The organism is Nostocoides sp. (assembly GCF_037045025.1).
GTDB lineage: Bacteria > Actinomycetota > Actinomycetes > Actinomycetales > Dermatophilaceae > Nostocoides_A.
In genome coordinates, this window is the sequence record NZ_JBAOHM010000003.1 from 240290 (window position 1) to 264610 (window position 24321).

A 24321-nucleotide genomic window follows, 5' to 3' on the forward strand; every position below is an offset into this window, starting at 1 on the left:
TGGTTCTCCTCGGCCGGTTCGAGCACCGAGGGCTGCCGCCGCAGGACTATGTCTCGGACCCGAGTCTCGGGCTCAGCTACGAGGGGCCGCTGACGATCCTCACCTCGACCCGGACGTTCTCAGGCGGGGAAGACCTCGCCTACGTCCACCAGGCACTCGGTCGCGCCCGCATCGTGGGCGAGCGCACGGGAGGTGGCGCGCACCCGGTCGAGCATTTCGCCCTCCCCGGCGGCTACCGATGCCAGATCCCGGTGGCGCGCAGCGTCATTGCGGCCACCGGATCCAACTGGGAGGGCACCGGAGTCACCCCCGACATCGTGTGCGACGCCGAGGAGGCCCTGGAGCAGGCCCTGGCCCGCATAGCCGGCGTCGTTCAGGCCGATCGGCGCTCGACGCCAGCCACCCTCACGGCACGCTGACCGTCATCTTCGCCGAGCCGGCGTCGACGGTCAGGACGACGCTGGCCTCGTCCGTGTGCCACTTCATCGTCGTCACATCGCCCTGCGTCTCGTCGGAGTCAAGGGTCACCGCCGTGGTCTTGGCGACGAAGTCGCGATAGAACGAAAGGACCTCGGCGGGTCCGGGGTTGGCGAAGCTGAACGAGCCACTCGTCTCGGTCTCCGAGAGGTCGGTCAGCTTGGTCCCGGTCGGGAAGCTGAGGAAGTACTCCCCGCCCGGCAAGCCCAGGCCTTCCGGGCTCAGCCCGTCCGTCGTGCTCGAGCCGCCCGCGGTGGGGGACGACGCGCCGTCGGTTGGCGAACTCGGCGACGTGCCGGACCCCGGGCTCCACATGATCAGCGCCCCCGTGTCGGCGTTGACCGAGACCTGCCCTTGCCAGCTGCCGTTCTCGAAGATCAGGACCGGGGCGTCGCCGCCACCGTCGGAGCTGATCGGGAAGCCGGCCTTGGGCAACTCGGCCCGGTAGAACGCCGCGATCTCGGCACCGCTCGGCGCGGACAGCTGAACCATCGTGTCCGCAACAGCCAGTTCGACCTTGGCGCCCGCCGGGAACGGGAAGTCCTTGGGCAGACCGGATACCTCTTGGCCGTCGACGGTCCGGGTCTCGGATTCGCCGATCGCCGCGGGCACCGTGGTGCCTGAGGAGTCGGTCGTGCTGGACGCGGTGGCTGACGGCGCGACCGGTGACGAGGCGTTCCCGGTCGGGGTTGCCGGCGGGGTGCTCGAACTCGGCTCCCCTGCCGGGCGCTGGCCGGCCGACGTACTTGACGAGGTGCTCTGGCCGGACGTCTTGACCGGGACCTGGGCATTGCCGCAGGCGGTCAGGCTGGCAGCGAGCAGGGCAACAGCAGAGACGAGAATGGTCGGACGGGTGGCTGGCTTCATGGCAGGTTCTCCTTCGGATTGCGGACCGAGCTGCGGTGGATTCCGCCTCGGTGTCGCTTGTCGGCAATCCTGATCGGCACCAACCGGCCTCGGAAAGACGGCAGTTGTGCCGTCGGCCAAGCTGTTGTCGGCAACGTTGTTGTCGGCAGAATTGCCGACTGAGCGCCACGGCTACCGGCAACGAAGGTCGACGATTGCTGCGGCCTGGGCGCCGAGGGCGTTGGAGACGATGTGCACCACCCGGGCCACCTCCTGATCCTGCGGCGACCTCAACGGGTGGCGCATCCCTCGGCCTGGAACGACGGTGTGGATCCGCGCCAACAGCTCCCCACAGGCGATGACGAACCGTTCTCTGTCCGAGGGTGACAACTCATCCCCGAGGTCGTTGAGCGGACGTCCGGGCTGGAAGCGCTGAATCGAGAACGACAGCAACTCACCGTCCCGGTCGACATGCTCGACCCCCAGGACCTCGGGTGCAGGCACGCCCTGTGCGCGTGCCCGCACCACGAGGTGCGCCTCGTCCTCGAACCACGGCCGCGAGTGCCGCGCGATCCGAACGATCACCGGGTCGCCGTGCTGGAGGTCGGCACGATAGGTCTCATTCATGCCGCCACCGCTGAGCGGGAGGAGTCGCTCGGTGCTCCGGCCGCACACCGTTTGCACCACGGAGTCGACGATCGAGCGAGGAGCGAGGGCCATACTCCATCGTCGCCCGTCGAGGCCCGGGCGGCCGCTGGCACACGGCCACTCGGCATACGTCATCCGGCGAAGAAGGTCCTCAGGTCGCCGACGAGCAACTCTGGCACCTCCAACGCCGCGTAGTGACCGCCACGGTCGAACTCCGACCAGTGATCGATGTTGGCGTTGTCGCGCTCGGCCAACGGGCGGATCGTCTGGACGTCGTCGGCGAAGACGGCGACCCCGATGCGGCCCTGGCTGACCACGGTGGCCGAGGTGTTCGTCAGCCAATAGAGCGAGACCTGAGTCAGGACCTGCTCGGGAGACACCAGACTGGTGCCCGTGCCGAAGTTCGGCGAAGCCGGGCATCGACGGAATGACGACGTCGAAGGCCTCCTCGGCGCACCCGCCATGCGCCACCGGATCGGTGAGCGGGCCGACCAGCTCAAGGAATTCGGCGAACGAACCCGGGTAGGTGTGCAGCAGCAGGACCGGGGTGGCCCCCTCGTGCGGGGAGCGGACGTGGACGAAGTGGATGCTCTGCCCGTCGATCTCGGTGACGAAGTTGGGCACGGCGTTCATGCGCGCCTCCTGCATGCGCCAGTCGAGGGCCTGCCACCGTTCGACCATGTCGTGCAGGTATCCCGCCGGCGTGCCGAAGTCCCAGGAGTCGCCCCGCGCCGGGGCGGCGAAGCGGGTCCGCTCGAGCCGGGTGCGCAGGTCGTCGAGGTCGGCCTGAGGGATGTCGATCCGGAACGGCCGGATGGTCTCGTCGGACATCGCCGCCCGGATGCTGGCCCTGCTTGGACTGCTCCAGTCCCGTGCCGACTGGTCCGCTGCGGACCTCGCCGAACGCCTGGCGGTCACCGATCGGACCATTCGCAACGACATCCGGCGGCTGAGAGACCTCGGGTATCCGGTCGAGCCAGTCCGCGGCCCCGGCGGGAGGTATCGGCTCGGCGTCGGGACTCGGCTCCCCCCGCTGCTCCTGGACGACAACGAGGCGGTCGCTATCGCCGTTGCCCTGCGCTCCGCGCTCACCGTGCCCGGCATGGAGGAGGCCAGTGCCGGCGCCCTGGCGAAGTTGGATCAGGTTCTGCCGCATGCGCTTCAGCGCCGCGGCAGTGCCCCGCGCGACGCGGTGTCGGCGGGCCCGGAGAACACCGGCTCCAATGTGGCGGACCCGGCCGTGGATCCCGACCTGCTCTCCGATCTCGCCACCGCGATCCGCGACCGGCAGGAGCTGCGTTTTGACTACCGCACCGAGGAGGGCGTGCTCACGCGCGAGCCCTATCGGCTGGTCAGTTGGCAGCGCCGCTGGTATGTCGTGGCCCGAGAGCCGACAACCGGCTCGTTCGGCGCCTACCGCCTCGACTGGATCAGGCTGCGTATGCCGGGCGGCCGGCGGTTCCAGTCGTGCGCGTTGGCGGGTGGGGACTACACCACCTTCGTGCTGCGCGAAGTCGCCGCGTCCGGGTGGTCGGTTCACGCGCGGATCGTCGTTGATGGCACGGCCGAGGAGGTCTTAGCCCGAATCAACCCGGCCGTCGGAGTGGTGGAGCGGATCGACGACACCCAGTGCGTGCTCGTGACCGGGGCCGACAGCCCGGAGATGATCGCGGCATACATCGGGATGCTCGGGATGGACGTCCACATCGACGGACCGCCGGCGCTCGCGGATGCGGTCGCCGTGCTCGCTGAGCGGTACCGTCGAGCTGGCCTGCCCGAGTGAGCCAGTCAAATGAACCGCTGAACCTACAGAGCAACAAGGAGATCGACGATGAGCGCACGGTCTGAGCGCGTGACTGCTTGGCTCGAGGAACGCCGCGAGGAGATGGTCGGCCTGCTGACCCGGCTGGTGGCCGAGCCGACCGAGAACCCGCCCGGGGTGGGACTGGGCCGCTGCGCCGAGGTCCTTGTGGATGGTCGCCATCGTGACCGGCGAACCCAGCGGCAGCGCCATCTAGATCTAGAACGCCGCCCGCGGCGCGATCAGCCTGAAGGTGAGCTTCGAGGGCCGCGAGGCCCACGTCGGCCAAGCCGCGTTCGGCATCAACACCTTCGCCCAGATGGTTCACGTCGCGCAGCCCCTGCTCGCGTATGCCGAGGAAATGGCCGCTCGCCCAACGGGTTACGCGATTGACCCGAACGATCCCCCGGGGTCGATGGTGCTCGTCGGCGGCCGCAGCGGCGCCGGATCGAACTCCAACGTGGTTCCCCCCGGACTGCTGGTTCACCGTCGACAGCCGGTTCAATCCCGAGGAGGACCTGGATGCCGAGTTGGACCGCCTGCAGACCATAATCGCCGACGCTGCCGACGAGATCGGCGCCAAGGGCACCGTCGACGTGACCCAGTTCCAGCCCGCTGCCGGAACCCCGAGCGACCACCCGGCCGGCGTCGCGCTGGCTCGCTGCGTCGAGGAGGTCCGTGGCGTGCCGGCCAGATTCGAGATGTGCGGCGAGATCCTGGAGAACCGCTGGTATGACCAGCTCGGCATACCCGCCGTCGGCTTCGGTGCCGGCCGGCTGGACGTCTCCCACGGCCCCGACGAATATGTCGACGAGGACGAACTCCTGCGGGTCGCCGCCGTCTATGCCCTCTATGCCCACGACATCCGGGGATGATCCGCCGCTTGACCGAGTCTCGCGAAGTCTCCCGCTCGGCGTCGTGCGCTGGACGGGTCTGATCTCAACCGGCGAGGATCGCTGGTCATGCAGTCACCGTTCGTCAACCCGGCGGCCCGCGAGTGGACCAGCCGCGCGCCCCGCGGCACCGCCCGGGACTTCCACCGGCAGCTGCCGGGCTATGTGGGCTCACTCGCGCAGGCCGTCGTCACGCACTACCGTCGTGCGGCGGTCGCCGAGACGCGCGTGCTCAGCGTCGAACCCGACACTGCGGCAGGCATTCTCACCAGCCTTCGGGCGGACGCCCCGACCCCGGTCACGACGGGCAACACCATCGCGGCCGGTCTCAACTGCGGGACGGTTTCCGCCGCGGCGTGGCCCGCGCCTCGCGCCGGCTTGGATGCTGCCATCGCAGTGTCCGACGACGAAACCCGTTCTGCCATGGCCGCTCTCGCCCGTCAGTCAATTTCCTCCGGCGCCTGCGGTGCGGCCCCGCTCGCGGGGCTAACGGCATACCTCAACCACCCCGGAGCCCGGGACGCCATCGGTCTGCCCAATCGCGCCGTCGTCGTCCTGATCAGCACCGAGGGGGCAGCGGGGTGACGCGACAATCGGCGAGAACGATTGGCGCGCGGTCATCGGTGACGCCGATCGGCATACCCCGGAGCCGTCTCAACTAGGGATGGTCAGCGACAAAACCCAGTCGCACCAACGGATGTTCTCCTCCTCAAAGGCGATGCCGCGGGCCAGGGTCAGATAGGGTCCGATGCGCTGCCCCGCTGTGAGGTATGCCGCTTCGTCCCGTCCCCCGAGCATCGTCGCCCGGCGCCGCTCGTAACGCGCCAATTTAGCCTGGGACGCATCTCTTTTTGCCAACACGGCGGACCGGATCGCCGCCGCGTCGCCGTGGTCGATCGCCTCTACCTGAACGAGGAGTTCGTCACGGATGGCCGTGGGCTTGGGCGGTCGCGCGGTGGCGGCGCGCAGGGCCGCGCGGCCGGCGTCGGTCAGGGCAAAGACGCGCTTGTTGGGGCGACGTTGCTGCTCGACGACGCGCGCCGACACCAAACCGTCGGCGGCCATCTTGTCCAGCTCACGATAAAGCTGTTGTGCCGTCGCGGTCCAATAGTTGGCGACGGTGACGTCGAAGGATTTTGCCAGGTCGTAGCCCGAGGACTCGCCATTGGCCAGTGCAACGAGGATCGCGTCCTGCAGTGCCATGCGCTGTCTCAGATCTCCGCTGCAACGCGGGTGCCCTGGTCGATCGCGCGTTTGGCGTCGAGCTCGGCCGCGACGTCGGCGCCACCGATCAGATGGGCGGTGACGCCGGCGGCTGCCAGGTCGTCATACAGGCCGCGGTTGGGCTCTTGGCCGGTGCAGAGGATGACGTGGTCGACGTCGAACACGTGCTCCTGACCCATGACCGAGAAATACAGGCCGGCGTCGTCGACCCGGTCGTAGGTGGCGCCCGCGATCATCTCGACGCCGCGGTTCTTTAGCTCCGTGCGGTGGATCCAGCCGGTGGTCTTGCCGAGGTTGGCGCCGACCTTGGATCCCTTGCGCTGCAACAGGGTTACCTTCCGGGGGGAGGTATGCCGCGCCGGCTTGGTGAGTCCGCCGGGCGTCAGGTGGTCGGCATCGACGCCCCACGCGGCGAGGAAGGCGGGAATGTCGCGACTGGTGTCGGTTCCGGAGTCGGTGAGGAACTCGGCGACGTCGAAGCCGATGCCGCCGGCACCGAGGATGGCGACCTTGTCCCCGACCGGCGCCTTGCCGGCGAGCACGTCGAGGTAGCTGAGGACCTTCGGGTGGTCGACGCCCTGCAGCTCGGGCACGCGCGGCGTGACTCCGGTGGCGATGACGACATCGTCGAAGTCGGCCAGGTCGGCGGCACCGGCCTTGGCACCCAGGCGCACGTCGACCCCGAGCGCCTTGAGCCGGTTGTCGAAGTAGCGGATCGTCTCGTCGAACTCCTGCTTTCCCGGCACCTCACGGGCGACGTTGAGTTGCCCGCCGATCCGGTCGGCGGCGTCATACAGGGTGACCGCGTGGCCGCGCTCGGCCAACGTCGTCGCCGCGGCGAGGCCGGCCGGGCCGGCGCCGACGACTGCCACGCGTTTGCGCAATTGGGTTGGCGCCAAGGTCAATTCGGTCTCATGGCAGGCGCGCGGGTTGACCAGGCACGAGGTGATCTTCATGGCGAAGGTGTGGTCGAGGCAGGCCTGGTTGCAGCCGATGCACGTGTTGATCGACTCCGGTGCGCCAGCGGCGCTCTTGGCGACGAAGTCCGGGTCGGCGAGCAGCGGGCGCGCCATCGAGACCAGATCGGCATACCCGTCGGCGAGCAGTTCCTCGGCGCGCTCGGGGGTGTTGATGCGGTTGGTCGTGACGAGCGGGACCGACACCGAGCCCATGAGCTTCTTGGTCACCCACGCGAAGGCGCCCCGCGGCACCGGGGTGGCGATGGTGGGGATGCGCGCCTCGTGCCAGCCGATGCCGGTGTTGATGATCGTCACGCCGGCCACCTCGATCTCCTTGCCGAGCCGGACGACCTCCTCGAAGGTCGAGCCGCCGGGCACCAAGTCGAGCATGGAGAGCCGGAAGATGATGATGAAGTCCTCGCCGACCGCCGCCCGGACGGCCTTGACGATCTCGATCGGCAGGCGCATCCGGTTCTCGTAGGAGCCGCCCCACTCGTCGGTGCGTTTGTTGGTCTCGGTCGCGATGAACTCGTTGATGAAGTAGCCCTCGGAGGCCATGATCTCCACCCCGTCATAGCCCGCCTCGCGGGCCAGCCGGGCGCACCGGGCATAGTCGGCGATGGTCTGCTCGATCTCCGCGCCGGTCAACTCGTGGGGCGGGAAGGGGCTGATCGGCGCCTGAATCGGGCTGGGCCCCACCAGATCCGGGTGATAGGCGTAGCGGCCGAAGTGCAGGATCTGCATGGCGATCTTGCCGCCCTCGGCGTGCACCGCCTCGGTGATCAGCTGGTGCTTGTCGGCCTCCTCCGGCGTGGTCAGCATGGCACCTCCGGGGTATGGCCGGCCGGCCTCGTTGGGCGAGATACCACCGGTGACGATAAGCCCGACCCCGCCGCGAGCCCGCTCGGTATAGAAGGCAGCCATCCGCTCGAAGCCGCCGGGAGCCTCCTCCAGCCCCACGTGCATCGAGCCCATGATGACCCGGTTGGGGAGGGTGGTGAAGCCCAGGTCGAGCGGCGCAAGGAGATGCGGGTAGGGCGACGTAATAGTCATATCTACAACTATACAACTAAGTGAGAACCCGGGACCATCCGGTGATGGCCCTCGTTCTCGAGGGTGCGGTCGCCACCGAGGCTGGCACGACGGGGCGGAACAGCGGCCAGTTCGTCCACTTCGGTGATGTGCCGCCACTTACTCCGACACGACGGGACCAGATCGTGGCTGACATCCAGGTGATCCACAACGAGGCAGAGCACCGATACGAAGCTCGTGTAGACAACGCCCTCGCGGGATTCGCCGAATACCAGCTCACGGACCAGTTGGTCGTCTTCACCCACACCGAGGTGGAACCGGCCTTCGAGGGCAAAGGCGTCGGTGGTGCACTCGCCCGGATCGCCCTCGACGACGTGCGATCCCAGGCGAGCCGCAAGGTGCTGCCGATCTGTCCGTTCATCAAGGCGTGGATCGGCAAGCATCCGGACTACATCCCGCTGGTCTACGGCGCGGCACCATCAACCGCGACCGACTGACCCGTCGGGGCGTGAGCCACGCGGGTCGACGGTCTTGACCATGACGCAGTTCTTCAGGCCCTTGGGCCGGCCGTAGGTGAAGCCCAGCCGCTCGTCGAGCCGGCGGGTGTCGTTGTAGAGGAACAGCAGCTGCCGAAGATGTCATTGCCGCTGCACGAGCGCATCGAACGCGGGCCACGTCTGCGGGCCGAGCGCCGCGATCGTGTATGCCGATTCGGAGGCCACGGCGCACGTTTTCTCCCTGGCGACGGGCGGAACGGGACCGTTGCCGGGCCACAGGGATGCGTCGCCGGCCGGATAGCCTGCCGACATGGTGGGTTCGGGTGGACCGTGGAACATCAACATCCACTACGACCGCCTGCTTGCCGAAATCTGTCGTCCGGGGGAGCGGGTCCTGGACGTCGGCTGCGGTGAGGGTTTCCTCAGCTCTCGGCTGGCCGGTCTGGGCTGCGACGTCGTTGCCATGGATCGTGACCGCGATGTGCTCGAACGCGCTCGCCGACGGTGGGCCGGCCGACAGGTCCGCTGGCTCCACGCCGATGTCCTCGACGGCACCATCGACGGCGTCGAATGCGGCTTCGATGTCGTGGTGTCCAACGCGACGCTTCACCACCTACCGGACACTGCAGTGGCGCTGCAACGGCTGAGCGACCTCCTGCAGCCCGGCGGCCGACTCGGGGTCGTCGGGTTCGCGCGCAACGACTTCTCGGATTGGCCACGATCCCTGATCGGCGCCGTCGGCAAATTTGTCATGAACCGGGTCATGGGCAAGTGGGAGCATTCGGCGCCAACGTCCTGGCCACCGCCGCTGAGCTACGGTCAGGTTCGTCGTCTCTCGCACCAGGTCTTGCCGGGATGCCGCTACCGCAGGCTCTGGCTCGGGCGCTACTTCCTCACCCGGTCAAAACCCGTTGCCGAGGCTTGAAGCGCGTTGCGGGATCTGACTACCGTCAAGCCTTCTCAGCATCCCACCTGACGGGTCGGGCAGCGGCCTCCTTATCCGGTCCCAGGACTCCTACTCACACGCGTCGGCCCGCAAGTTGTCCGGCGGTGAGGGGCGGTGCGAACCTGTCGAATCTCATTGTTATTAAATGAAAAACTTCGACTAGAGGGCTTTACTCCAGCGATTATGTTCGAGTATGATAGGGGCATACACAGGGGGTGTAGACCGGAGTGATTGCGGTTAGTGGGGGTATGGCGGGTGCCGGGTCGGGGGACCCGGCCATGGCAGCGCTGTGCGCGGGTCTTGCCGAGGTGGTGGCCTCGGCGTCCCAGGGGTGTGCCTCCCGGTCGCGGGCGGGCTGGCAGGCGCTGGTCGGGCAGTGCCAGGCCGCGATCAACACTTTGACCGCGGCGCAGGACGCGGCGATCGTGCGGCTGGTCGCGATCGAGGACGACTGGGACGAGGACGGGACCCTTTCGGAGCGGGTGATCGGGCTGGGCCGGGCGGTGTTGGACGGGGAAGACCTGGTCGCGCACGCGTTGACCGCGACCCGGGCGTTCGCCGCTCACCGGGTGGATGCGGCGTTGGCGATCGCCGGGGACCGGTTCACCCTGCACGAAGACTCCTGGGAGGACCCGCCGGGCGGGTTGCCGGACGAGCCGGTGCTCGGTGCCCCGCCGCAGCCGGCGTGCACCGGCCTGGGCGGGTTGCGGGCGGCGCAAGCGGCCGGGACCTTGGATGGTTACCGGGCCTCGGTGGTCGCCCAGGAGTTGGCTGAGGTTCCGCCTGATGTGGCGGCGGCGGTGGTCGCCGCGATCAGCGAGTACTTCCCGGGGGAGACGGCGCCGCAGTTGCGGCGGCGGGTCCGGCGGTTGTTGGCGTCGATTAGCCCGGAGTTCGTGCGTCAACGTGCCACCCGGGAGCGGGCCCGGGTGGGGTTGACCCGGCGGGCGGTCGGGGATGGGGTCGATGAGTGGATCGGCCGGTTCCCGTGTGAGGACGCTTTGGTGGCGTGGCAGGCGGTGGATGCGTTGGCCCACGCCTACCTGGCGGACCAGGTGTGCCCGACGATCGAGGCCGCCCGCGGCAAGGCGTTGACCGATCTGGTCTGCGGGAACGCGACCATCGACGTCTCCCTGGCCCTGGGCGTGCCCGCCACCGTCCTCGACCCCGACACCCCCAACACCAACACCGGCGACCCCGACACGGGCGATACCGGCGGCATGGGCGGCGGTGGCGACGACCACACTCCTGGTGACGACATTCCTAGTGACGACGACACCGACGAGCCACGCGCCGATCACCCCGGCTGTGACGACACCCACGGACCGGACGACGACGGCCCCAGCGGTCACGGTCTCGGCGGGCACGCTCCGGATGGTCGCGGTGACGGGCCCGGCGGGGCCGGACGCCCGGATGCTCCCGGCCGCGGCACCGACAATGTGGACGATCATGACGCCGGCACCCCGGACACTGGCAGCCGGGACACCGACACCGACAGCGACGACACCGACACCGACGACGACAGCGGCGACGACACCGACGACGAGAGCGACACCGGCGACACCCGCGATGACCTGGCGGGTCAGGGCCCAGGCACCGACACGCACATCGACGAGGCGCAGCCGGCGCCGGGTGACCGCGACGCCGGCGAGGAACGGGCCGCGCGCGACCTGGCCGGCACCGCCTTCGCTCCCGCCGGCAGCGACACCGACGACACCGACGAGACCGGCGGTACTGGCTTCGCCGGCACCGGTGTGCGCGGCGCGGGCTGCCCGCCCCGCACGGCGGGTGGGGACCTAATCGAGATCGTGACCGGCACCGCGACCGCGCCCTGGCTGGTCACCCGCGCCTGGCTCGAAGCAATCGCCGCGACCGCCACGATCACCCGGGCTCCGTGCCACCCGGTCACCGGGGCCCTGCTCGATATCGGTGACCGGCTGGCCACCACCGCCTACCGCCCCGGCAAAGACCTGACCGCCCTGGTGCGCGCCCGGGACGGGCGCTGCCGCTTCCCCGGCTGCCCGATCGGGCTACGGTTTTGCGACCTCGACCACGTCCGCGCCTGGCCCACCCGGCCGACCGCCGCGAGCAACCTGATCTGCCTGTGCCGGCGCCACCACCGGATCAAACAACGCCCCGGCTGGCACGTCCGGCTCCACCCCGACGGGACGGTGACCTGGACCAGCCCCACCGCCACCGTTCAATCGAGCATGCCCATCGACCGCCTGCACACCATCGTCCTGCCCGACCCCGAACCAGATCCCGAACCAGATCCCCGGCCAGATCCTGGGCCGGGGACGGCGCGCACCGACTCGACCCTCCCGAGAGACGAAACCGCGACCGATCAGACAAACGCTGCCGCCGAGCCGCGGCCCGCCGAGACAACCGTTGCCGCCGAGACCACCGTTGCGGCCGAGAGAACCGTTCCCGCCGAGCCCGGGGCAAGCGATACCGAGACCACCGGCGCGCCCGCGGCGCCCACCGGCAGGACCACCACCCGCCACGCGGCTGCCGAACCCGGCCCACCGACCGGATCACCGCCCTCGAGTACCACCTCGAACACGCCATCGCCGACGCCCACACCGAGACCGCCGCCCCCCAGCGAACCCGAGAACACGCTCAGCTCACCCGCGACCTGGCCCGGCTCTACCCCGACGGCAACGGCGAGGCCACGGTCAGCACCGGCCGGCCCATCCGCAGCGACACCATCACCTGCCCCAACCACACCTACCCGCACCCGGTCCACATCGACATCCCCCGGCCCGACCCCACCGACGACGAGCCCCCCTTCTAACGTCACGGGAGACGCCCAGCCCAGCGACAGGCCAACCCCGCACGCGGGAGCCGACCTGCAGAGCTGCGGAACGTTACGTGTACCGCACTCGGCAGGAGGATGAGCTTGCTCGGGAGCTTCGGTCGTCCGTCAGTTCCTGGCGACCGCCTGCTCGATGGCGGCCACGTCGATCCGCTGCATCGTCATCATGGCGGCGAAGGCGCGCCCGCGAACGCCAGCGTCCGTGGCCACCAATGCCTCGGTCAACACCCGCGGCGTGATCTGCCAGGACAGGCCCCAACGGTCCTTGCACCAACCGCAGTCGCTTTCTTGTCCGCCATTACCAACGATGGCGTCCCAATAGCGGTCGGTCTCGGCCTGATCCTCGGTGGCAATCTGGAAGGAGAATGCCTCGGTCTGCGAGAAGGTGTCCCCGCCGTTCAGCCCGAGGCAGGGGATGCCGCATACCGTGAAGTTCACGGTGAGCACATCGCCGGCCTTGCCGCCCGGGAAGTCGGCGGGCGCGGTGTGCACGGCGTCGACGTGCGAGTCGGGGAATACCGACGCATAAAAGGAGGCTGCCTCGTGCGCATCCTTGTCGAACCAGAGGCAGATCGTGTTTTTCGCGATGGGCATTGGGGCGCTCCTGCGGGTGGCGGAAGACTCACTGTAGATCAGGTGGGGCGTGGGCGCGCAGCAATCGCGTCGAGGTCGCGCACGGCATACCGATGGTGTTCCCATTCCTCCTCCAGGATCGTGGACAGGCAAGACAACACCGTCTCGTCGTGCGTTGGGGAGTGGGGATTCTTGCGCGGTGCCCTCAACTGGTCCGCGGTGACGTCGGCGAGGAAGGCCCGCACCAGCGACTGGCGATCGGCGCGGGCCGCGAGCACCTCTTCCCGGGACGGATCAGCGGTGGAGAAGGCGTCCGGATCATATGCCTCGGTGTCGCCGTCGTCATTGGGCAGGCCCAACGGGTGATAGGGATTGTCCTGCTGGAGAATGGCTTTGCCGAGCCATACGTCCGTCGCCATCACCAGATGGCGGAGGGTCTGAGCCAGCGACCATTCCCCGTCGACTCGTCTCTCGAACGAGTCGTCGCCCAGAACCGTCGCCCGGGACATCGTCGTCGCCCAGGTGCGCTCCAGCGCAGCCCACGCCTCGCGCAGACCTGCCGGATCGGTTGCGGTCCGCAGCTTCCGCCCGGGGAAGCGGCGGTTGAGTTCGGCGTCGACCAAGGGAACGACGTCGACGCCGTTGACCACAAGGGTGCCGCCCTCCATCAGCCACGCCGAGTCGAGTTCGAGGCCGGCGAGTTCGCTGCCGCGCACGACGACCTCCCGCAGATCGCATTCGACCCATCGGGAACCGCGCAACGACCGGTTGTGGAACTCCCGACCGGCCAGGGGCTCGGGGCCGGGTTCGGATTCGGGTTCCGTGTTCGCCATACCCGCCAGGGTGCCACGGGGCGCCGACAGGACGGGCGGATTCTGTCAGCCCCCTGACCTCGGGTCAGTTCGCTGGCTCTCGTGGTGCGATCTGTCTGCAACGAAGCGCCACCTCCCAGCTTCGGACCAGGCCCGGTGCTCTCGTCAGAACCACGACGTGCGGACCGTCACCGCCCTCGCGACGTCAGCACCGGTACGCCTGGACCATCAAGATCAGCGAGCGCATCCCGTCCGGCGAGCGCCATCAGCAGGGCCTCGCCCGGGCCGCGGACCTCCGGGCCGGACCCCCACTGGCGATCCAGGTCGGTGGCAACCAGGCGCAGCCCCTTCGCGAGCCGTCGCGCGGGTAGCGGCAGCGCCCAGAAGCTGAACGAGATGGCAGCCCGCAGCGGGTCGGCCGGCACGGTGCGCGATCGCCCCAGGGCTCGTCGGATGTCCTGATGGTGGATCAGGGTGTCGGTCAGGCCGAGCCGGCCGCCGAAGGACGAGGTCAGGACGACCGGGCGGGGGAAGGCGCGGTACTGCGCGAGGATGTCCTCCGGGCCCAGCTGAGCGGCCCGGTCCAGTCCGATCGCATTGGCCCGCTCCAGGCTGAACCGGGCGCGGCCGAAGAGCAGCAAGAAGCCAGGCCAGCCGAGTGGCTCGTAGCTGATCACGTGTGCCGCGATATCGCGCACGCTCCAGCCCGGCAATGCGGTCGGCCGTTCCCATTCGTCGGCGGGCAAGGAGGCGAGCAACTCCGCGAGCTCCGCGCGCTCGTCTGCCGCCAGGTCCACCGGTTTGCGGGCCATCGCTCCAACATAGCCGGACGCCGGAACCGGGCATACACGCGATCGTGGGCGACGTCGTCTTGGGGCGGGACCCGAATCCACAGGGTCCAGTTTCAACGTCTCCGCCGACGCCCTGAACCTCCCTTGTTCTGCGACGATGGATGGATGCTGATCGCTGAATCCGAGCAGGCACTGCGGTCACTCGCTGCGGAGCGAGGGTGGTCCGAGGACTCCCCACCCACGTTCGAGGCTCTGAGCGAGGCCGTGATCAATTGGTATGAGGGGACCAGATTTGATGACGTCGACATGGACTCCGACGGCGACATGCTCCACTACGAGTGGGGGGCCGGGCCAGCCGAAGATTCGCCGTTCGCCGTTCTGGTCACGCGCCAGTTCATCGAGGCCGAGAACCCCGAGGACGAGGGATTCTGGCAGTTAACGGCGCGCCTGGAGTACCCGCCCACCGCTGAAGCACGGGCGATCGAGCCGCACAGCGAATGGTGTCACCACCTCGACGACACCGACGCCCTCCGCTCGTTCATCGAACGGTCGGCGACGGCTCAGTACGGCCGGGCGCACGAGGCGAGTCGTTTCGCAATCGAGTTCGGCCCAGCCGGCTGAGCATTCCCGAGCCGGCGACCAAATGACCTTCCCCGGACGCCGGGGACCGCGGGTCGCGCGTGATCGTGTAGGTCATTGGTCACCCTGGCAGCCGAAGACCTACACGATGCGAACGTCCACCCGAGGCGAGGGCTCCGGTCCACAGCACATCTGTCGCCCAGCGAACGAGACGAGATGGCCAACCAGCCAGGCCTACGAATCGGAAAGCGCGCGGCGCACCATTGTGGTGAACTCGCTGATCGCGCGGTCCGCCCCGACGCGGTCGCCGTCGAGGAGGAGGCTGAAGACCAAGCCCCGACCGACTGCCAGGGTGAGGCGCGCGAGTGACGCGGCGTGCCCGGGAGTGGTGTGCTCGGCATACAGTCGGGTGAACTCCCGTAGCTGCGCCGCGACCATGACCTCGCGGAGACGCCCGGCAGACGGAGTGTCGTGCATGGCATGGCTGGCGAGTTCGAACCACAGGGGAGCGAACACCTGGGCCCCGGCGACGGTCTCGTCCCAATTGCGCCGGCCGGCCTCGAACGGGTCGGCAGCCTGAGCGAAGAGCGCCCCGATCTGCCGCGCCTGCTGTCCGGCAATGACGTCGATCACTGCGGTGAGGACATCTTCGCGAGATCCGAAGTGGTAGTTCAGCATTCGCTGGCTGGTCCCGACCGCCGAGGCCAGCGTGCGCAGACTCGTATCCCGAACCCCACGTGCGGCATAGTGATTCACGATCCCCGCCAGGAGCGCGTCGCGGGCTTCACCCATCGGACTCGGCGACCGGGTCAGGGTGGTTGCCTCGATCTCGATCATCCGTTGGGTCCGTCGCGTGGCGAGGAGGCGCACCAGCGGCGCCAACGGCCCGCGCCACTCGACGCTCAACGCCAGCTCGGTGCCGCGATCGGTGGGTATGAGGATGTGGGCGGCGGTGGTCACGACGCCGGGGGATCGAGCGACCCAGGTGAATGTCGTCGGCGGCGACCACTCGGTGATCTCGTAGGTGGCGGCCGGAAGCCCGGGCTGGCGGACCCGGAAGCGTCGCCCGACCTCGCCGCCTGACCCGTTGCCGGCCGCCGCGACGATCTCGTCGAAGGTGTCCAGGTGCCGCGGCCACGCCGTGACATCGCTGACGACGGTCCACAGACGCTCGATCGGTGCGGCTGCGGTAGCTGCGGCGTTAGGCGACATGTATCGAATGATACATAGGGGGACGATCGCCCGAAACCCCCTCGCCACAACGAGAACTACCCGGAATGATTGTCCGTATGCCGCTTCCCACGCCGACACTGCATGCGGACCGGCTGCTATTGCGGCCGTTCACGCCCGCCGACGCGCGACCGCTGACCGCGCTGATGACCGATCCGGTCGTGCTGCCCTATTGGGACGCGCCGCCGTGGCGCGACGACTCGCGCGCGGAGCGCTTCCTCGCCATGTGCCGGCAACTCACCGACGAGGGCACCGGCGCGCGGCTCGCGGTGGAGCGCAGCGAGGACGGCGCTTTCATCGGCTGGCTGAGCCTGACGCGCTGGGATCCCGACTTCCGCAGCGCGACGCTGACTGTTGTCTTCGCCGAGGCAGTCTGGGGCCGCGGCTATGCAACCGAGGCAGCGGGAGCGTTGTTGCGCTGGGCATACGCCACGCTGGATCTCAACCGGGTTCAGGCAGAGGCCGATACGCGCAATGCCGTCTGTGCCCGAGTGCTGGGGAAGCTCGGTTTCCGGCTGGAGGGCACGCTGCGCGAGGACTGCATCGTCGACGGGGTCGTGTCCGATTCGTGGGTCTTCGGTCTCCTCCGGCGCGACTGGTCCCCGGCCTAAATCACCCCACAAAGTTCTCCGTTCCTGCGTCACTCCGATACTTCGCAGGGGCCCCGACCCAAGTCACCCCACAAAGTTCTCCGTTCCTGCGTCACTCCGATACTTCGCGGGGGCCCCGACCCAAGTCACCCCACAAAGTTCTCCGTTCCTGCGTCACTCCGATACTTCGCGGGGGCCCCGACCCAAGCGGACAGATCTAGCTCGGCCGGACGAACCGCGTTCTCGCGGCGCGCGCTCAGATCGCCTGATATCCGGTCTCGCGGAGGATTCGGGCGGGCACCCCGGCGACGATCGTGTCGGGCGGCACGTCCTTGGTCACCACCGAGCCCGCCCCGACGATGGCGCCGTCGCCGATGCTCACGCCGGGCACGATTGTCACGCCGGCGCCGAGCCAGACCTTGCGGCCGATGTGGACCGCCGCGGGCGTGATGTCGCCGCGCCGGTTGGGGTCGACGGCATGGTTGAGCGTGGTCACGGTGCAGCCGTGCCCGATCAGGGTGTCGTCTCCGATGGTCACGCCGCCGGTGTCCTGGAAGCGGCAGCCGATGTTGATGAACACGCGCTCGCCAATGAGGAGGTTCTTGCCGAACTCGCTGTAGATCGGCGGGAAGACTAGGAAGCTTTCCGGCACCCGTCGGCCGGTCAGCTCGGACATCAGGGCCCGGATCTCCTCCGGTGTGCGGTACCCGGTGTTGAGCCGCGCCGTGATCCGCAGCGCCTCCTGGCTCGCGACGTGCATGAACGCGGCCTGCGGCGAGCCACCGGTGATCACCTCGCCACGTCGCACGTGATCGAGGAAATCCTCAAGCCTGACAACGGTATCTCCGGCAGTCATCGGCGGCACCTCGTGACCCGGCGCCGCCCCCTGTCCGGCAGACCGACGTCATGCGGCGTCAGCTTCGTGCGCCGGATGATGATGAACTCCCCCTCGTCTCGGATGTTCATACACTCCACCCTAGGCACCGTCGGGCGGGTCAGGGAGGCCCAGTTGGTACATACCTTGTCACGCGACTCAGAAGGATGCCATGACGGGTATACAGGGTGGGGCGAGTTCAATCGTGCTCAGGCCGCCACGAGGGTCAGATAAGCCATTCCGAGCACGCCCCGGTAGCCGTCAAGGTAGCGGGCTCGTTGGTCCAGCAGCTGCTTGCGCACCTCGGCCGCGTCGGAGTGATCCGCGGGGTGGGTTGCGAGCCAGCGCTCGAGGCGGCGCATGTAGCCCGACTCGAAGTTGTCCCACTCGTCCTGGCTGGCCAGATCGACCCCGCTCACCGTGAAGCCGTTCATCCGCACGAGATGGACGAGCTCGTCCGCTGTAAGGAACTCGTCGTCGCGGCCGCTCAGGGCGGCGGTCGCCTCGGGCGTCGGCGCACTGCACCATACGGCCTCGCCGTAAACGAGACGACCGCCGCGACGCAACAGGTCACGCAGCGCGATGACTGCCGCCAGGTAGTCCAAGGGTTGCGCCGCCTCGACTGGTGGGCCCCACACCTGGGACGCGCCGATACACACGACGGCGTCAGTCGCCTGCATGATGGGGCGTGCGTCGCGCGCCTCGAAAGACACGCGATCCGCCAACCCCCGCGGTAGCTCTACGCCACGCCTCCTGCAGGCGCTCAGGCTCGATGTCGACCCCGGATAGCGCCGGCCCCGAGCGGCGTCAGCGGTTGATCAGGGCCTGCAGGGCGGCGGGGTAGCGGACCGAATCGACCTGGAAGCGGGCCGAGGTCTCGTCGAGTTCGCGGAGGTCGTCGTCGGTCAGCTCCACGGCCGCGGCCCGAGAGTTCTCGCTGGCGCGCGCCGCCTTGCTCGTGCCAGGAATCGGGCAGGCGTGCGGGAGGCGCCGGATGATCCAGGCCAGAGCCACCTGACCCGGAGTGCACTCGTGCCGCCCGGCGACCGCCCGGACGGCGTCGACCAACACCTGGTCGTTTGCCAGGGTCGCGTCGTTGAACCGCGGGAAGATCGCCGTGCCCTTGCCGGCGACATCCGCGGCCGAGCCGATCGTCCCGGTGAGGAAGCCCTTCCCGAGCGGGCTGAACGGGACCAGGCCGATGCCCAGCTCATCGAGCACCGGCAGGATCTCCTGCTCCGCTTCGCGCCACCACAACGAATACTCCGACTGCAGCGCCGTCAGCGGCTGGACTGCGTGGGCCCGGCGGATGATGTCGACACCCACTTCGCACAGACCGAAATGGCCGACCTTCCCGGCCTCGATCAGCCCGCGGACAGCCCCAGCGGTCTCCTCGATCGGCACCTGCGGATCGAGCCGGTGCTGATAGAGCAGGTCGATCTGCTCGATGCCGAGCCGAGACAACGAGCCGTCGACGACCGCACGGATGTGGTCGGGGCTCGAGTTGAGGCTCTCCAGGCCCTGATCGACGTTGAAGCCGAACTTGGTGGCAATCTTGACCTCGCCACGGACCGGCGCGAGCACCTCGCCCACGAGTCGCTCGTTCAGGCGCGCGCCATAAACCTCCGCGGTGTCGAAGAAGGTGACACCCGCGTCGAGCGCCGCGTGGATCACCTCGCGCGCCTGGTCCCGATCGGTCAGGCTCATGCACCCGAAGCCGATGTCGGAGACGATCAGGTCGGATGCGCCGAGCGTGCGTTGCTGCATGGTCGGATTCCTTTCCGGGAGTGTCGATTCAACTGGGATTGTCTCGCACAGGACAAGCCCTAGGTCACAGCACGCCGGCCCGCATCGTCGCGATGACGCCGCCGTCGCAGAGGATGTCGCTGCCGGTGATGAAGCCGCCGCGCTCATCGAGGAGAAGGGCGGCCAGCTCGGCGATCTCGGCCGGCGTGCCCATCCGCCGCGCCAGTGAGACCTGCTGCGTGCGCTGGTAGCCGTCGGCGTTCGGGCGCGACATCTCATCGCGCGCCAGTGGTGTGGAGATGATCCCCGGGCTGAGGCAGTTGATCCGGGCGCCCCGCTCACCCCACGGCACGGCGGCCGCCTGCACGCGAAGGGCGTTGGCGCGCTTGGCGATCATGTAGGCCGGACCCGACCCGTCGATCGTGGCCAGCGCCGGCAGGTCGTGCAGTTCCTCGATCGAGCCGTAGGCCAGCGCGTGTTCGAGGTCCGCCGGGAAGGCCCCCATGTGTCCGGCCTGGCTCGCGATGACGATCCCGCTCCCGCCGCTGCCGATGACCGCGCCAAAGGCGTCCAGAACGTATGCGGTCCCCAACAGGTCGACGGCGACATCGAGCGGCATACCGACTCAGGCCTCCGGGATCGAGAAGCTGTGGAAGCCCGGCTGCGGCTGCTCCGGGTCCGGTCCTCCGCGCTCGCCGACGTCGAGCCCGTCGATCGCGGCCATCTCCTCCGGGGCAAGTTCAAAGTCGAAGACGTCGAAGTTCTCCGCGATCCGTTCCCGCCGAGTCGATTTCGGGATGACCTGGCGCCCCTCCTGGATGTGCCAGCGGAGCATGACCTGCGCGGTGGACTTGCCGTGACGCTCGCCGATCTCGACCAGGGTCGGGTTGGTGAATGTCGAGGTGGCCTGCTCGGTCCCGCGATAGGAGGAGATGCCGCCGATCGGCGACCAGCACTGCGTCAGTATGCCGTGTGCCGCGTCCGCCTCCCGGCTCGCCACCTGCGTGAAGTAGGGGTGTAGCTCGATCTGGTTGATCGCCGGGATCACCTCGACCTCGGCGAGCAGCCGGTCGAGGAGGGCGGGCGTGAAGTTGCTGACCCCGATCGCCCGAACAACGTTGTCGGACAAGAGCTTCTCCAGCGCCTTGTAGGCGGCGATCGTCTTCTCGAAGTTGCCGACATCGGGCTGGTGGAGGATGAGCAGGTCGAGCCGGTCGACCCCGAGTTTGCCGGTCGCCTTGTCGTAGGCGTGCAACGTCTCGTCATACCCGTAGTCGGTCACCCAGACCTTGGTCTCGATGAAGACCTCCTCGCGGGGCAGGCCCGAATTGCGGATCGCCGCGCCGACCTCGCGCTCGTTTCCGTATGCCGCGGCGGTGTCGACCATCCGGTAGCCGATCTCGAGCGCCGCCTCGACGGCGGCGACGGTCTCGGCCGGCGGGGTCTGGAAGACACCGAGGCCGATCACGGGGATGGTGACGCCATTGTTCATCTCGAATGTCGGGATGGTGGTCATCGGTTCCTCCTGAGCGATAGAGGGTGCGCCAGACCAGAAGCCTACGTCGCGTTCCGGGGCGGACGGCCGCTCGGCGACGATCCGGAGGTCGCGACGGCCCGCAGGAAGTTGTCGGCGAAGATCACGCTCGCGAGGTCGGGGTCGGGCAGCGCGATCCCGATTCCCTCCAGGATCGGCCGGAGGGCGGCGTGCGCAACGAACGGCGCCAGCAGTTGCTGGATGAGCAGGGGCACCGGCAGCTCGCGGATCCGTCCGGCGCGCACCTCCGTCGCGAGCCAGCCGCCGAGGGCCGCGAGCAGGCGGGGGGCGCCGCGCTCGTAAATGGCACGGGCCGTGGGGCTTTCGGGTCGCGACAGGATCTCCGCCAGCAGCGCTGGCACGACCCGGGGCGGCCGGATCAGCGCCGCGCCGATGGTGCGATAGAACGCGGTCACGGTGGTGCGCAGGTCGGCCGGCGGGGCGTCGAAGAAGCGCTCGATATCGGTCAGCGGGCTGTAGCGCTCGAACGTCGCGGCCAGGAGCTCGTCGCGGGTGCCGTATGCCGCATACAGGCTCTCGACGGCACAGTCGGCGTGCGCGGCAATCGCCTCCATTGTGGTCGAGGCGAGCCCCTCCTCCTGAAGGAGCGATGCGGCGGCGGCGAGAGCCCGGATCCGCACCGGCGCCCGGCCGCCCGGATCGACGCCGGCGGCGCGCACGGCATCATCCAGGGCCGCGCGGGTGCCGCCCAGGCGACGCAAGAGCGTGCTGCGGGAGACGCCTGCTTCGCGGGCGATCGCGGCGACCGGCACGTCGCCGACGTCCTGTCCGCGAGCCCGGGCCGCCCGCACTGCGGCGTCCACGACGTCCTTCGGAACCGGCATACCCACCCCCGTGTGAAATCAGATTGCAGATAACATGTAGTAGAATACCAAACATGACGACCACCCCGGCGGACAACGCGATCCGCATTGCCGGTCTCGTGAAGACGTTCGGCGACTTCACCGCTCTCAAGGGTGTCGACCTGACGGTCTGCACCGGCGAAGTGCACGGCTTCCTCGGCCCCAACGGCGCCGGCAAGTCCACGACGATCCGCGTGCTGCTCGGGCTGCTGCGCGCCACGGCGGGGTCGGTCACGCTGCTCGGCGGCGACCCGTGGAGCGACATCGTCGCGTTGCACCGCCGGCTGGCGTATGTGCCGGGCGATGTCGTGCTCTGGCCGGGTCTGTCCGGCGGCGAGGCCATCGACCTGCTCGGCAATCTGCGCGGCGGCCTGAACCGCGCCCGGCGTTCGGAACTGATCGAGCGCTTCGAGCTCGACCCGACCAAGCGGGGCCGGCAATACTCCAAGGGCAATCGGCAAAAGGTCGCGATCGTGGCGGCGCTCGCCTCCGACGCGGAGCTACTCATCCTCGACGAGCCGACCTCGGGCCTCGACCCGCTGATGGAGGCGGCCTTCCAGGACGAGATCGCCATGGACAAGGCCAACGGCCGCACGGTGCTGCTCTCCAGCCACATCCTCAGCGAGGTCGAGGCCCTGGCCGACCGGGTCAGCATCATCCGGCTCGGCGAGATCGTCCAGACCGGCACGCTGGAGGACCTGCGCGCCCAGACACACGTCTCGGTCTCGGCGGTGCTGCAGCGCCGGCCGGACGACGTCGGCGCCCTAGCCTAGCGGTGCTCCGCGACGTCCACCTCGACGAGCACAACCGGCTGACCGCCGCCGTGGACCCCGATCGGGTCAACGACGCCATGGCGGCCCTGGTGCCCTATGGGATGTCTCGCCTGACCGTCTCTCCCGCCTCGCTCGAGGACCTCTTCCTGCGCGAGTACGCCGAGGCCGGAGGCGCCCCACGGTCGCCGAATACGACTGCCGCGGAGGGCAACCGGTGAGCGCCGTCACGGGGACCCGCACGCTGACGGCGGCGTCGATCCGTCAGGACGCCCGGAATATCGCCCCCTGGGTCATGCTCATCTCGGTCCTGTCGGCGTCCTCGATCCTCGCCTACCGGTGGATCTTCACCGACCTGAACCAGCGCCGGGAACTCGCCATGACCCTGGGGGCCAACCCCGCCCTGTCCCTCGTCTTCGGCAAAGCGCGCGACATGCTCACCCCGGATGGCTTCAATGCCTGGCGCGCCGGCATGCTCGGGGCGCTCTTCGCCGGGCTGATGGCCATCCTCATCGTCGTGCGCAACAGCCGCGCCCAGGAGGACTCGGGGCAGGCCGAATTGCTCGCCGCCAACGTCCTGGGCCGCCAGTCCCGCCTGATGACCGCCGTCCTCATGGCGGTGATCGCCTCCGTCGCGCTCGGTGTGGCGTGCTTCCTGCTCACCTGGCTCAGCGGCGGTGAGGTCGCCTCGACCGCGATGATCTCGGCCACCTTCACCGCCTCGGGCTTGATGTTCGCCGGGGTCGCCGCCGTCAGCAGCCAGCTCGGGTCGGACTCGCGCAGCGCCTCGGCCATGGCGATCGGCGCGCTCGGCGTGCTGTATGCCGTGCGCGGCTATGTCGACTCCAGCACCGCATCCGAGTGGGCCGGCTGGATCACGCCGCTGGGCTGGCTGGAGCAGACCGAGCCCTCGGTCAAGAACGACCCGTGGCCGTTGGGCCTCGCCCTGGCCCTCGCCGTCATCCTCGTCGCCCTAGCGTTCATGCTGCAGCGCCGCCGCGACTTCGGTTTCGGGCTGATCCCGCTGCGCCCCGGCCCCGCCGAAGGGGGTTGGGCCTCGACCGTCTGGGGGTTGCCGCTGCGCCTGCACCGGGGCGCGCTCATCGGCTGGCTGATCGGCCTGACCGGGATGGGCCTGCTCTTCGGCAATCTCGTCACCTCGATCGGCGAGGTCATCGCCCAGAACCCGGCCATGGGCCAGATCCTCGCCTCCGGGGCCGTGACCAAGGGCGGCATCACGGCGGCCTTCGTCGCCACCGTCCTGCAGCTGATCGGCATCGTCGCCGCCATCATGGGCGTCCAGATCATCATGCGCATCTATGCCGAGGAGACGGACTACCGGGTCGAGCCGCTGTTGGCCGCCCCCCTGCGGCGGCCGATCTACTTGGCCAGCAATGTCATTCTCGCCGTTGTCGCCACCGCGATCGGTATGGTGCTCGCCGGCACCGGGCTCGGCTGGGTCGCCTCCCGCGCGAGCGAGGCCACCCTCTCGTGGGGCGATGTGGTCCGGCAGGCGCTCGTCACCGTGCCCGCGGTCTGGGTGCTGGTGGGGCTCGCGACCGCCGCCGTCGGTGCCAAACCGAGCCGGCGGCTGGTGGGCTGGCTGGGCATCCTCGCGACCTTCGGGCTGACCCTGCTCGGCCCGACCTTCAAACTGCCGGACTACATCCTCGCGATCAGCCCGCTGTGCCACGTTCCCATCGTCAACGCTGCAGCGCCCGACTGGAGCGGCTTGGGCTGGCTGGCCCTGGCCATCCTCGTGTTCCTGACCGTCGGGTTCGCCGGCTACCGCCGCCGCGACATCATCTAGTCTAGTCACCC

Annotated in this window: 24 protein-coding genes and 2 pseudogenes; 12 read left to right on the forward strand and 14 right to left on the reverse strand. The window is 68.9% G+C overall.

What is annotated here, in order from left to right; translation table 11 throughout:
• Positions 1 to 32: 32 nt before the first annotated feature.
• Positions 33 to 419, forward strand: coding sequence for a S41 family peptidase (locus tag V9G19_RS01365; protein WP_462283882.1), 387 nt, complete (start codon positions 33 to 35; stop codon positions 417 to 419).
• Here the strand turns inward: V9G19_RS01365 and V9G19_RS01370 are convergent.
• Together V9G19_RS01370 and V9G19_RS01375 are read right to left on the reverse strand one after the other, a co-directional pair.
• Positions 406 to 1344 carry a hypothetical protein gene (locus tag V9G19_RS01370; RefSeq protein ID WP_462283700.1) on the reverse strand — a complete coding sequence of 313 codons (939 nt, stop codon included), beginning with the start codon at positions 1342 to 1344 and terminating at the stop codon, positions 406 to 408. The genes V9G19_RS01365 and V9G19_RS01370 overlap by 14 nt on opposite strands.
• Before the next feature lie 171 nt (positions 1345 to 1515).
• Positions 1516 to 2802, reverse strand: a complete 1287-nt coding sequence (locus V9G19_RS01375) for an epoxide hydrolase N-terminal domain-containing protein (protein WP_462283701.1) — start codon at positions 2800 to 2802, stop codon at positions 1516 to 1518.
• On the opposite strand from V9G19_RS01375, the gene V9G19_RS01380 reads away from it, so the two are divergent.
• The 4 genes and pseudogenes from V9G19_RS01380 (at position 2765) to V9G19_RS01395 (ending at position 5250) form a co-directional block, all read left to right on the forward strand.
• Positions 2765 to 3754, forward strand: a complete 990-nt coding sequence (locus V9G19_RS01380) for a helix-turn-helix transcriptional regulator (RefSeq protein ID WP_462283702.1) — start codon at positions 2765 to 2767, stop codon at positions 3752 to 3754. The two genes, V9G19_RS01375 and V9G19_RS01380, sit on opposite strands and share 38 nt — an antisense overlap.
• A 271-nt stretch (positions 3755 to 4025) precedes the next feature.
• Positions 4026 to 4184: pseudogene (locus V9G19_RS01385) on the forward strand (hypothetical protein); the annotation flags it as partial.
• The gene (locus tag V9G19_RS01390) at positions 4123 to 4647 is read left to right on the forward strand and encodes a M20/M25/M40 family metallo-hydrolase (RefSeq protein ID WP_462283703.1); all 525 of its coding nucleotides are present in this window, start codon (positions 4123 to 4125) and stop codon (positions 4645 to 4647) included. The pseudogene V9G19_RS01385 and the gene V9G19_RS01390, both read left to right, overlap by 62 nt.
• 87 nt (positions 4648 to 4734) lie before the next feature.
• Complete coding sequence (locus V9G19_RS01395) at positions 4735 to 5250, forward strand: pyridoxal-phosphate dependent enzyme (protein WP_462283704.1); 516 nt, start codon at positions 4735 to 4737, stop codon at positions 5248 to 5250.
• A gap of 69 nt (positions 5251 to 5319) precedes the next feature.
• On the opposite strand, the gene V9G19_RS01400 is transcribed toward V9G19_RS01395, so the two are convergent.
• The gene (locus V9G19_RS01400) at positions 5320 to 5868 is read right to left on the reverse strand and encodes a PadR family transcriptional regulator (RefSeq protein ID WP_462283705.1); all 549 of its coding nucleotides are present in this window, start codon (positions 5866 to 5868) and stop codon (positions 5320 to 5322) included.
• An 8-nt stretch (positions 5869 to 5876) separates the two neighbouring features.
• Positions 5877 to 7901 (reverse strand): oxidoreductase, encoded by a 2025-nt coding sequence (locus tag V9G19_RS01405; RefSeq protein WP_462283706.1) that lies wholly within the window; start codon positions 7899 to 7901, stop codon positions 5877 to 5879.
• A 44-nt stretch (positions 7902 to 7945) separates the two neighbouring features.
• Here V9G19_RS01405 and V9G19_RS01410 point away from each other — a divergent pair, with 44 nt between their 5' ends.
• The 3 genes from V9G19_RS01410 to V9G19_RS01420 all read left to right on the forward strand — a co-directional run bounded on the left by V9G19_RS01410 (position 7946) and on the right by V9G19_RS01420 (position 12220).
• Positions 7946 to 8377, forward strand: a complete 432-nt coding sequence (locus V9G19_RS01410; RefSeq protein WP_462283707.1) for a GNAT family N-acetyltransferase — start codon at positions 7946 to 7948, stop codon at positions 8375 to 8377.
• Between the two features lie 310 nt (positions 8378 to 8687).
• A complete protein-coding gene (locus V9G19_RS01415) occupies positions 8688 to 9302 on the forward strand; it encodes a class I SAM-dependent methyltransferase (RefSeq protein WP_462283708.1) in 615 nt (204 codons plus the stop codon).
• Positions 9303 to 9601: 299 nt separating this feature from the next.
• Positions 9602 to 12220 (forward strand): HNH endonuclease signature motif containing protein, encoded by a 2619-nt coding sequence (locus tag V9G19_RS01420; protein WP_462283709.1) that lies wholly within the window; start codon positions 9602 to 9604, stop codon positions 12218 to 12220.
• Positions 12221 to 12246: 26 nt separating this feature from the next.
• Here the strand turns inward: V9G19_RS01420 and V9G19_RS01425 are convergent, their stop codons facing one another.
• From V9G19_RS01425 to V9G19_RS01435, 3 genes are all read right to left on the reverse strand, one after another.
• Positions 12247 to 12732 carry a VOC family protein gene (locus V9G19_RS01425; RefSeq protein WP_462283710.1) on the reverse strand — a complete coding sequence of 162 codons (486 nt, stop codon included), beginning with the start codon at positions 12730 to 12732 and terminating at the stop codon, positions 12247 to 12249.
• Between the two features lie 38 nt (positions 12733 to 12770).
• A complete protein-coding gene (locus tag V9G19_RS01430) occupies positions 12771 to 13544 on the reverse strand; it encodes a DinB family protein (protein WP_462283711.1) in 774 nt (257 codons plus the stop codon).
• Positions 13545 to 13711: 167 nt separating this feature from the next.
• Positions 13712 to 14335, reverse strand: a complete 624-nt coding sequence (locus tag V9G19_RS01435; RefSeq protein WP_462283712.1) for a maleylpyruvate isomerase family mycothiol-dependent enzyme — start codon at positions 14333 to 14335, stop codon at positions 13712 to 13714.
• Between the two features lie 144 nt (positions 14336 to 14479).
• Here V9G19_RS01435 and V9G19_RS01440 point away from each other — a divergent pair, with 144 nt between their 5' ends.
• Complete coding sequence (locus V9G19_RS01440) at positions 14480 to 14935, forward strand: hypothetical protein (protein WP_462283713.1); 456 nt, start codon at positions 14480 to 14482, stop codon at positions 14933 to 14935.
• A gap of 192 nt (positions 14936 to 15127) precedes the next feature.
• Here V9G19_RS01440 and V9G19_RS01445 read toward each other — a convergent pair whose 3' ends face one another.
• Entirely contained in the window at positions 15128 to 16105 is a 978-nt protein-coding gene (locus V9G19_RS01445) for an SRPBCC family protein (RefSeq protein ID WP_462283714.1), read from the reverse strand.
• Between the two features lie 77 nt (positions 16106 to 16182).
• Here V9G19_RS01445 and V9G19_RS01450 point away from each other — a divergent pair, with 77 nt between their 5' ends.
• A complete protein-coding gene (locus tag V9G19_RS01450; protein ID WP_462283715.1) occupies positions 16183 to 16734 on the forward strand; it encodes a GNAT family N-acetyltransferase in 552 nt (183 codons plus the stop codon).
• A gap of 235 nt (positions 16735 to 16969) precedes the next feature.
• On the opposite strand, the gene V9G19_RS01455 is transcribed toward V9G19_RS01450, so the two are convergent.
• The 6 genes from V9G19_RS01455 to V9G19_RS01480 all read right to left on the reverse strand — a co-directional run bounded on the left by V9G19_RS01455 (position 16970) and on the right by V9G19_RS01480 (position 21712).
• A complete protein-coding gene (locus V9G19_RS01455; RefSeq protein WP_462283716.1) occupies positions 16970 to 17569 on the reverse strand; it encodes a DapH/DapD/GlmU-related protein in 600 nt (199 codons plus the stop codon).
• Positions 17570 to 17796: 227 nt separating this feature from the next.
• Positions 17797 to 18267 (reverse strand): hypothetical protein, encoded by a 471-nt coding sequence (locus V9G19_RS01460; RefSeq protein WP_462283717.1) that lies wholly within the window; start codon positions 18265 to 18267, stop codon positions 17797 to 17799.
• 127 nt (positions 18268 to 18394) lie between these two features.
• Positions 18395 to 19354, reverse strand: a complete 960-nt coding sequence (locus V9G19_RS01465; protein WP_462283718.1) for an aldo/keto reductase — start codon at positions 19352 to 19354, stop codon at positions 18395 to 18397.
• Positions 19355 to 19418: 64 nt separating this feature from the next.
• A complete protein-coding gene (locus V9G19_RS01470) occupies positions 19419 to 19952 on the reverse strand; it encodes an SDR family oxidoreductase (protein WP_462283719.1) in 534 nt (177 codons plus the stop codon).
• 6 nt (positions 19953 to 19958) lie between these two features.
• The gene (locus V9G19_RS01475; RefSeq protein WP_462283720.1) at positions 19959 to 20849 is read right to left on the reverse strand and encodes an aldo/keto reductase; all 891 of its coding nucleotides are present in this window, start codon (positions 20847 to 20849) and stop codon (positions 19959 to 19961) included.
• A 41-nt stretch (positions 20850 to 20890) separates the two neighbouring features.
• A complete protein-coding gene (locus V9G19_RS01480; RefSeq protein ID WP_462283721.1) occupies positions 20891 to 21712 on the reverse strand; it encodes a TetR/AcrR family transcriptional regulator in 822 nt (273 codons plus the stop codon).
• A gap of 53 nt (positions 21713 to 21765) precedes the next feature.
• On the opposite strand from V9G19_RS01480, the pseudogene V9G19_RS01485 reads away from it, so the two are divergent.
• Positions 21766 to 22721 (forward strand): annotated as a pseudogene (locus tag V9G19_RS01485) (ABC transporter ATP-binding protein).
• The gene (locus V9G19_RS01490; protein WP_462283722.1) at positions 22718 to 24310 is read left to right on the forward strand and encodes an ABC transporter permease; all 1593 of its coding nucleotides are present in this window, start codon (positions 22718 to 22720) and stop codon (positions 24308 to 24310) included. Before V9G19_RS01485 ends, V9G19_RS01490 begins: the two are co-directional and overlap by 4 nt.
• The last annotated feature ends 11 nt before the right edge of the window (positions 24311 to 24321 follow it).

Coding starts and splice junctions, on each gene's coding strand:
- V9G19_RS01470 (WP_462283719.1), bottom strand. CDS start 19,952: ATGCCGCTCGATGTCGCCGTCGACCTGTTGGGGACCGCATACGTTCTG.
- V9G19_RS01410 (WP_462283707.1), top strand. CDS start 7,946: ATGGCCCTCGTTCTCGAGGGTGCGGTCGCCACCGAGGCTGGCACGACG.
- V9G19_RS01465 (WP_462283718.1), bottom strand. CDS start 19,354: ATGCAGCAACGCACGCTCGGCGCATCCGACCTGATCGTCTCCGACATC.
- V9G19_RS01425 (WP_462283710.1), bottom strand. CDS start 12,732: ATGCCCATCGCGAAAAACACGATCTGCCTCTGGTTCGACAAGGATGCG.
- V9G19_RS01375 (WP_462283701.1), bottom strand. CDS start 2,802: ATGTCCGACGAGACCATCCGGCCGTTCCGGATCGACATCCCTCAGGCC.
- V9G19_RS01395 (WP_462283704.1), top strand. CDS start 4,735: ATGCAGTCACCGTTCGTCAACCCGGCGGCCCGCGAGTGGACCAGCCGC.
- V9G19_RS01405 (WP_462283706.1), bottom strand. CDS start 7,901: ATGACTATTACGTCGCCCTACCCGCATCTCCTTGCGCCGCTCGACCTG.
- V9G19_RS01400 (WP_462283705.1), bottom strand. CDS start 5,868: ATGGCACTGCAGGACGCGATCCTCGTTGCACTGGCCAATGGCGAGTCC.
- V9G19_RS01390 (WP_462283703.1), top strand. CDS start 4,123: ATGCCGAGGAAATGGCCGCTCGCCCAACGGGTTACGCGATTGACCCGA.
- V9G19_RS01450 (WP_462283715.1), top strand. CDS start 16,183: ATGCCGCTTCCCACGCCGACACTGCATGCGGACCGGCTGCTATTGCGG.
- V9G19_RS01415 (WP_462283708.1), top strand. CDS start 8,688: ATGGTGGGTTCGGGTGGACCGTGGAACATCAACATCCACTACGACCGC.
- V9G19_RS01445 (WP_462283714.1), bottom strand. CDS start 16,105: ATGTCGCCTAACGCCGCAGCTACCGCAGCCGCACCGATCGAGCGTCTG.
- V9G19_RS01430 (WP_462283711.1), bottom strand. CDS start 13,544: ATGGCGAACACGGAACCCGAATCCGAACCCGGCCCCGAGCCCCTGGCC.
- V9G19_RS01370 (WP_462283700.1), bottom strand. CDS start 1,344: ATGAAGCCAGCCACCCGTCCGACCATTCTCGTCTCTGCTGTTGCCCTG.
- V9G19_RS01460 (WP_462283717.1), bottom strand. CDS start 18,267: ATGCAGGCGACTGACGCCGTCGTGTGTATCGGCGCGTCCCAGGTGTGG.
- V9G19_RS01420 (WP_462283709.1), top strand. CDS start 9,602: ATGGCAGCGCTGTGCGCGGGTCTTGCCGAGGTGGTGGCCTCGGCGTCC.
- V9G19_RS01380 (WP_462283702.1), top strand. CDS start 2,765: ATGTCGATCCGGAACGGCCGGATGGTCTCGTCGGACATCGCCGCCCGG.
- V9G19_RS01440 (WP_462283713.1), top strand. CDS start 14,480: ATGCTGATCGCTGAATCCGAGCAGGCACTGCGGTCACTCGCTGCGGAG.
- V9G19_RS01480 (WP_462283721.1), bottom strand. CDS start 21,712: ATGCCGGTTCCGAAGGACGTCGTGGACGCCGCAGTGCGGGCGGCCCGG.
- V9G19_RS01455 (WP_462283716.1), bottom strand. CDS start 17,569: ATGACTGCCGGAGATACCGTTGTCAGGCTTGAGGATTTCCTCGATCAC.
- V9G19_RS01475 (WP_462283720.1), bottom strand. CDS start 20,849: ATGACCACCATCCCGACATTCGAGATGAACAATGGCGTCACCATCCCC.
- V9G19_RS01435 (WP_462283712.1), bottom strand. CDS start 14,335: ATGGCCCGCAAACCGGTGGACCTGGCGGCAGACGAGCGCGCGGAGCTC.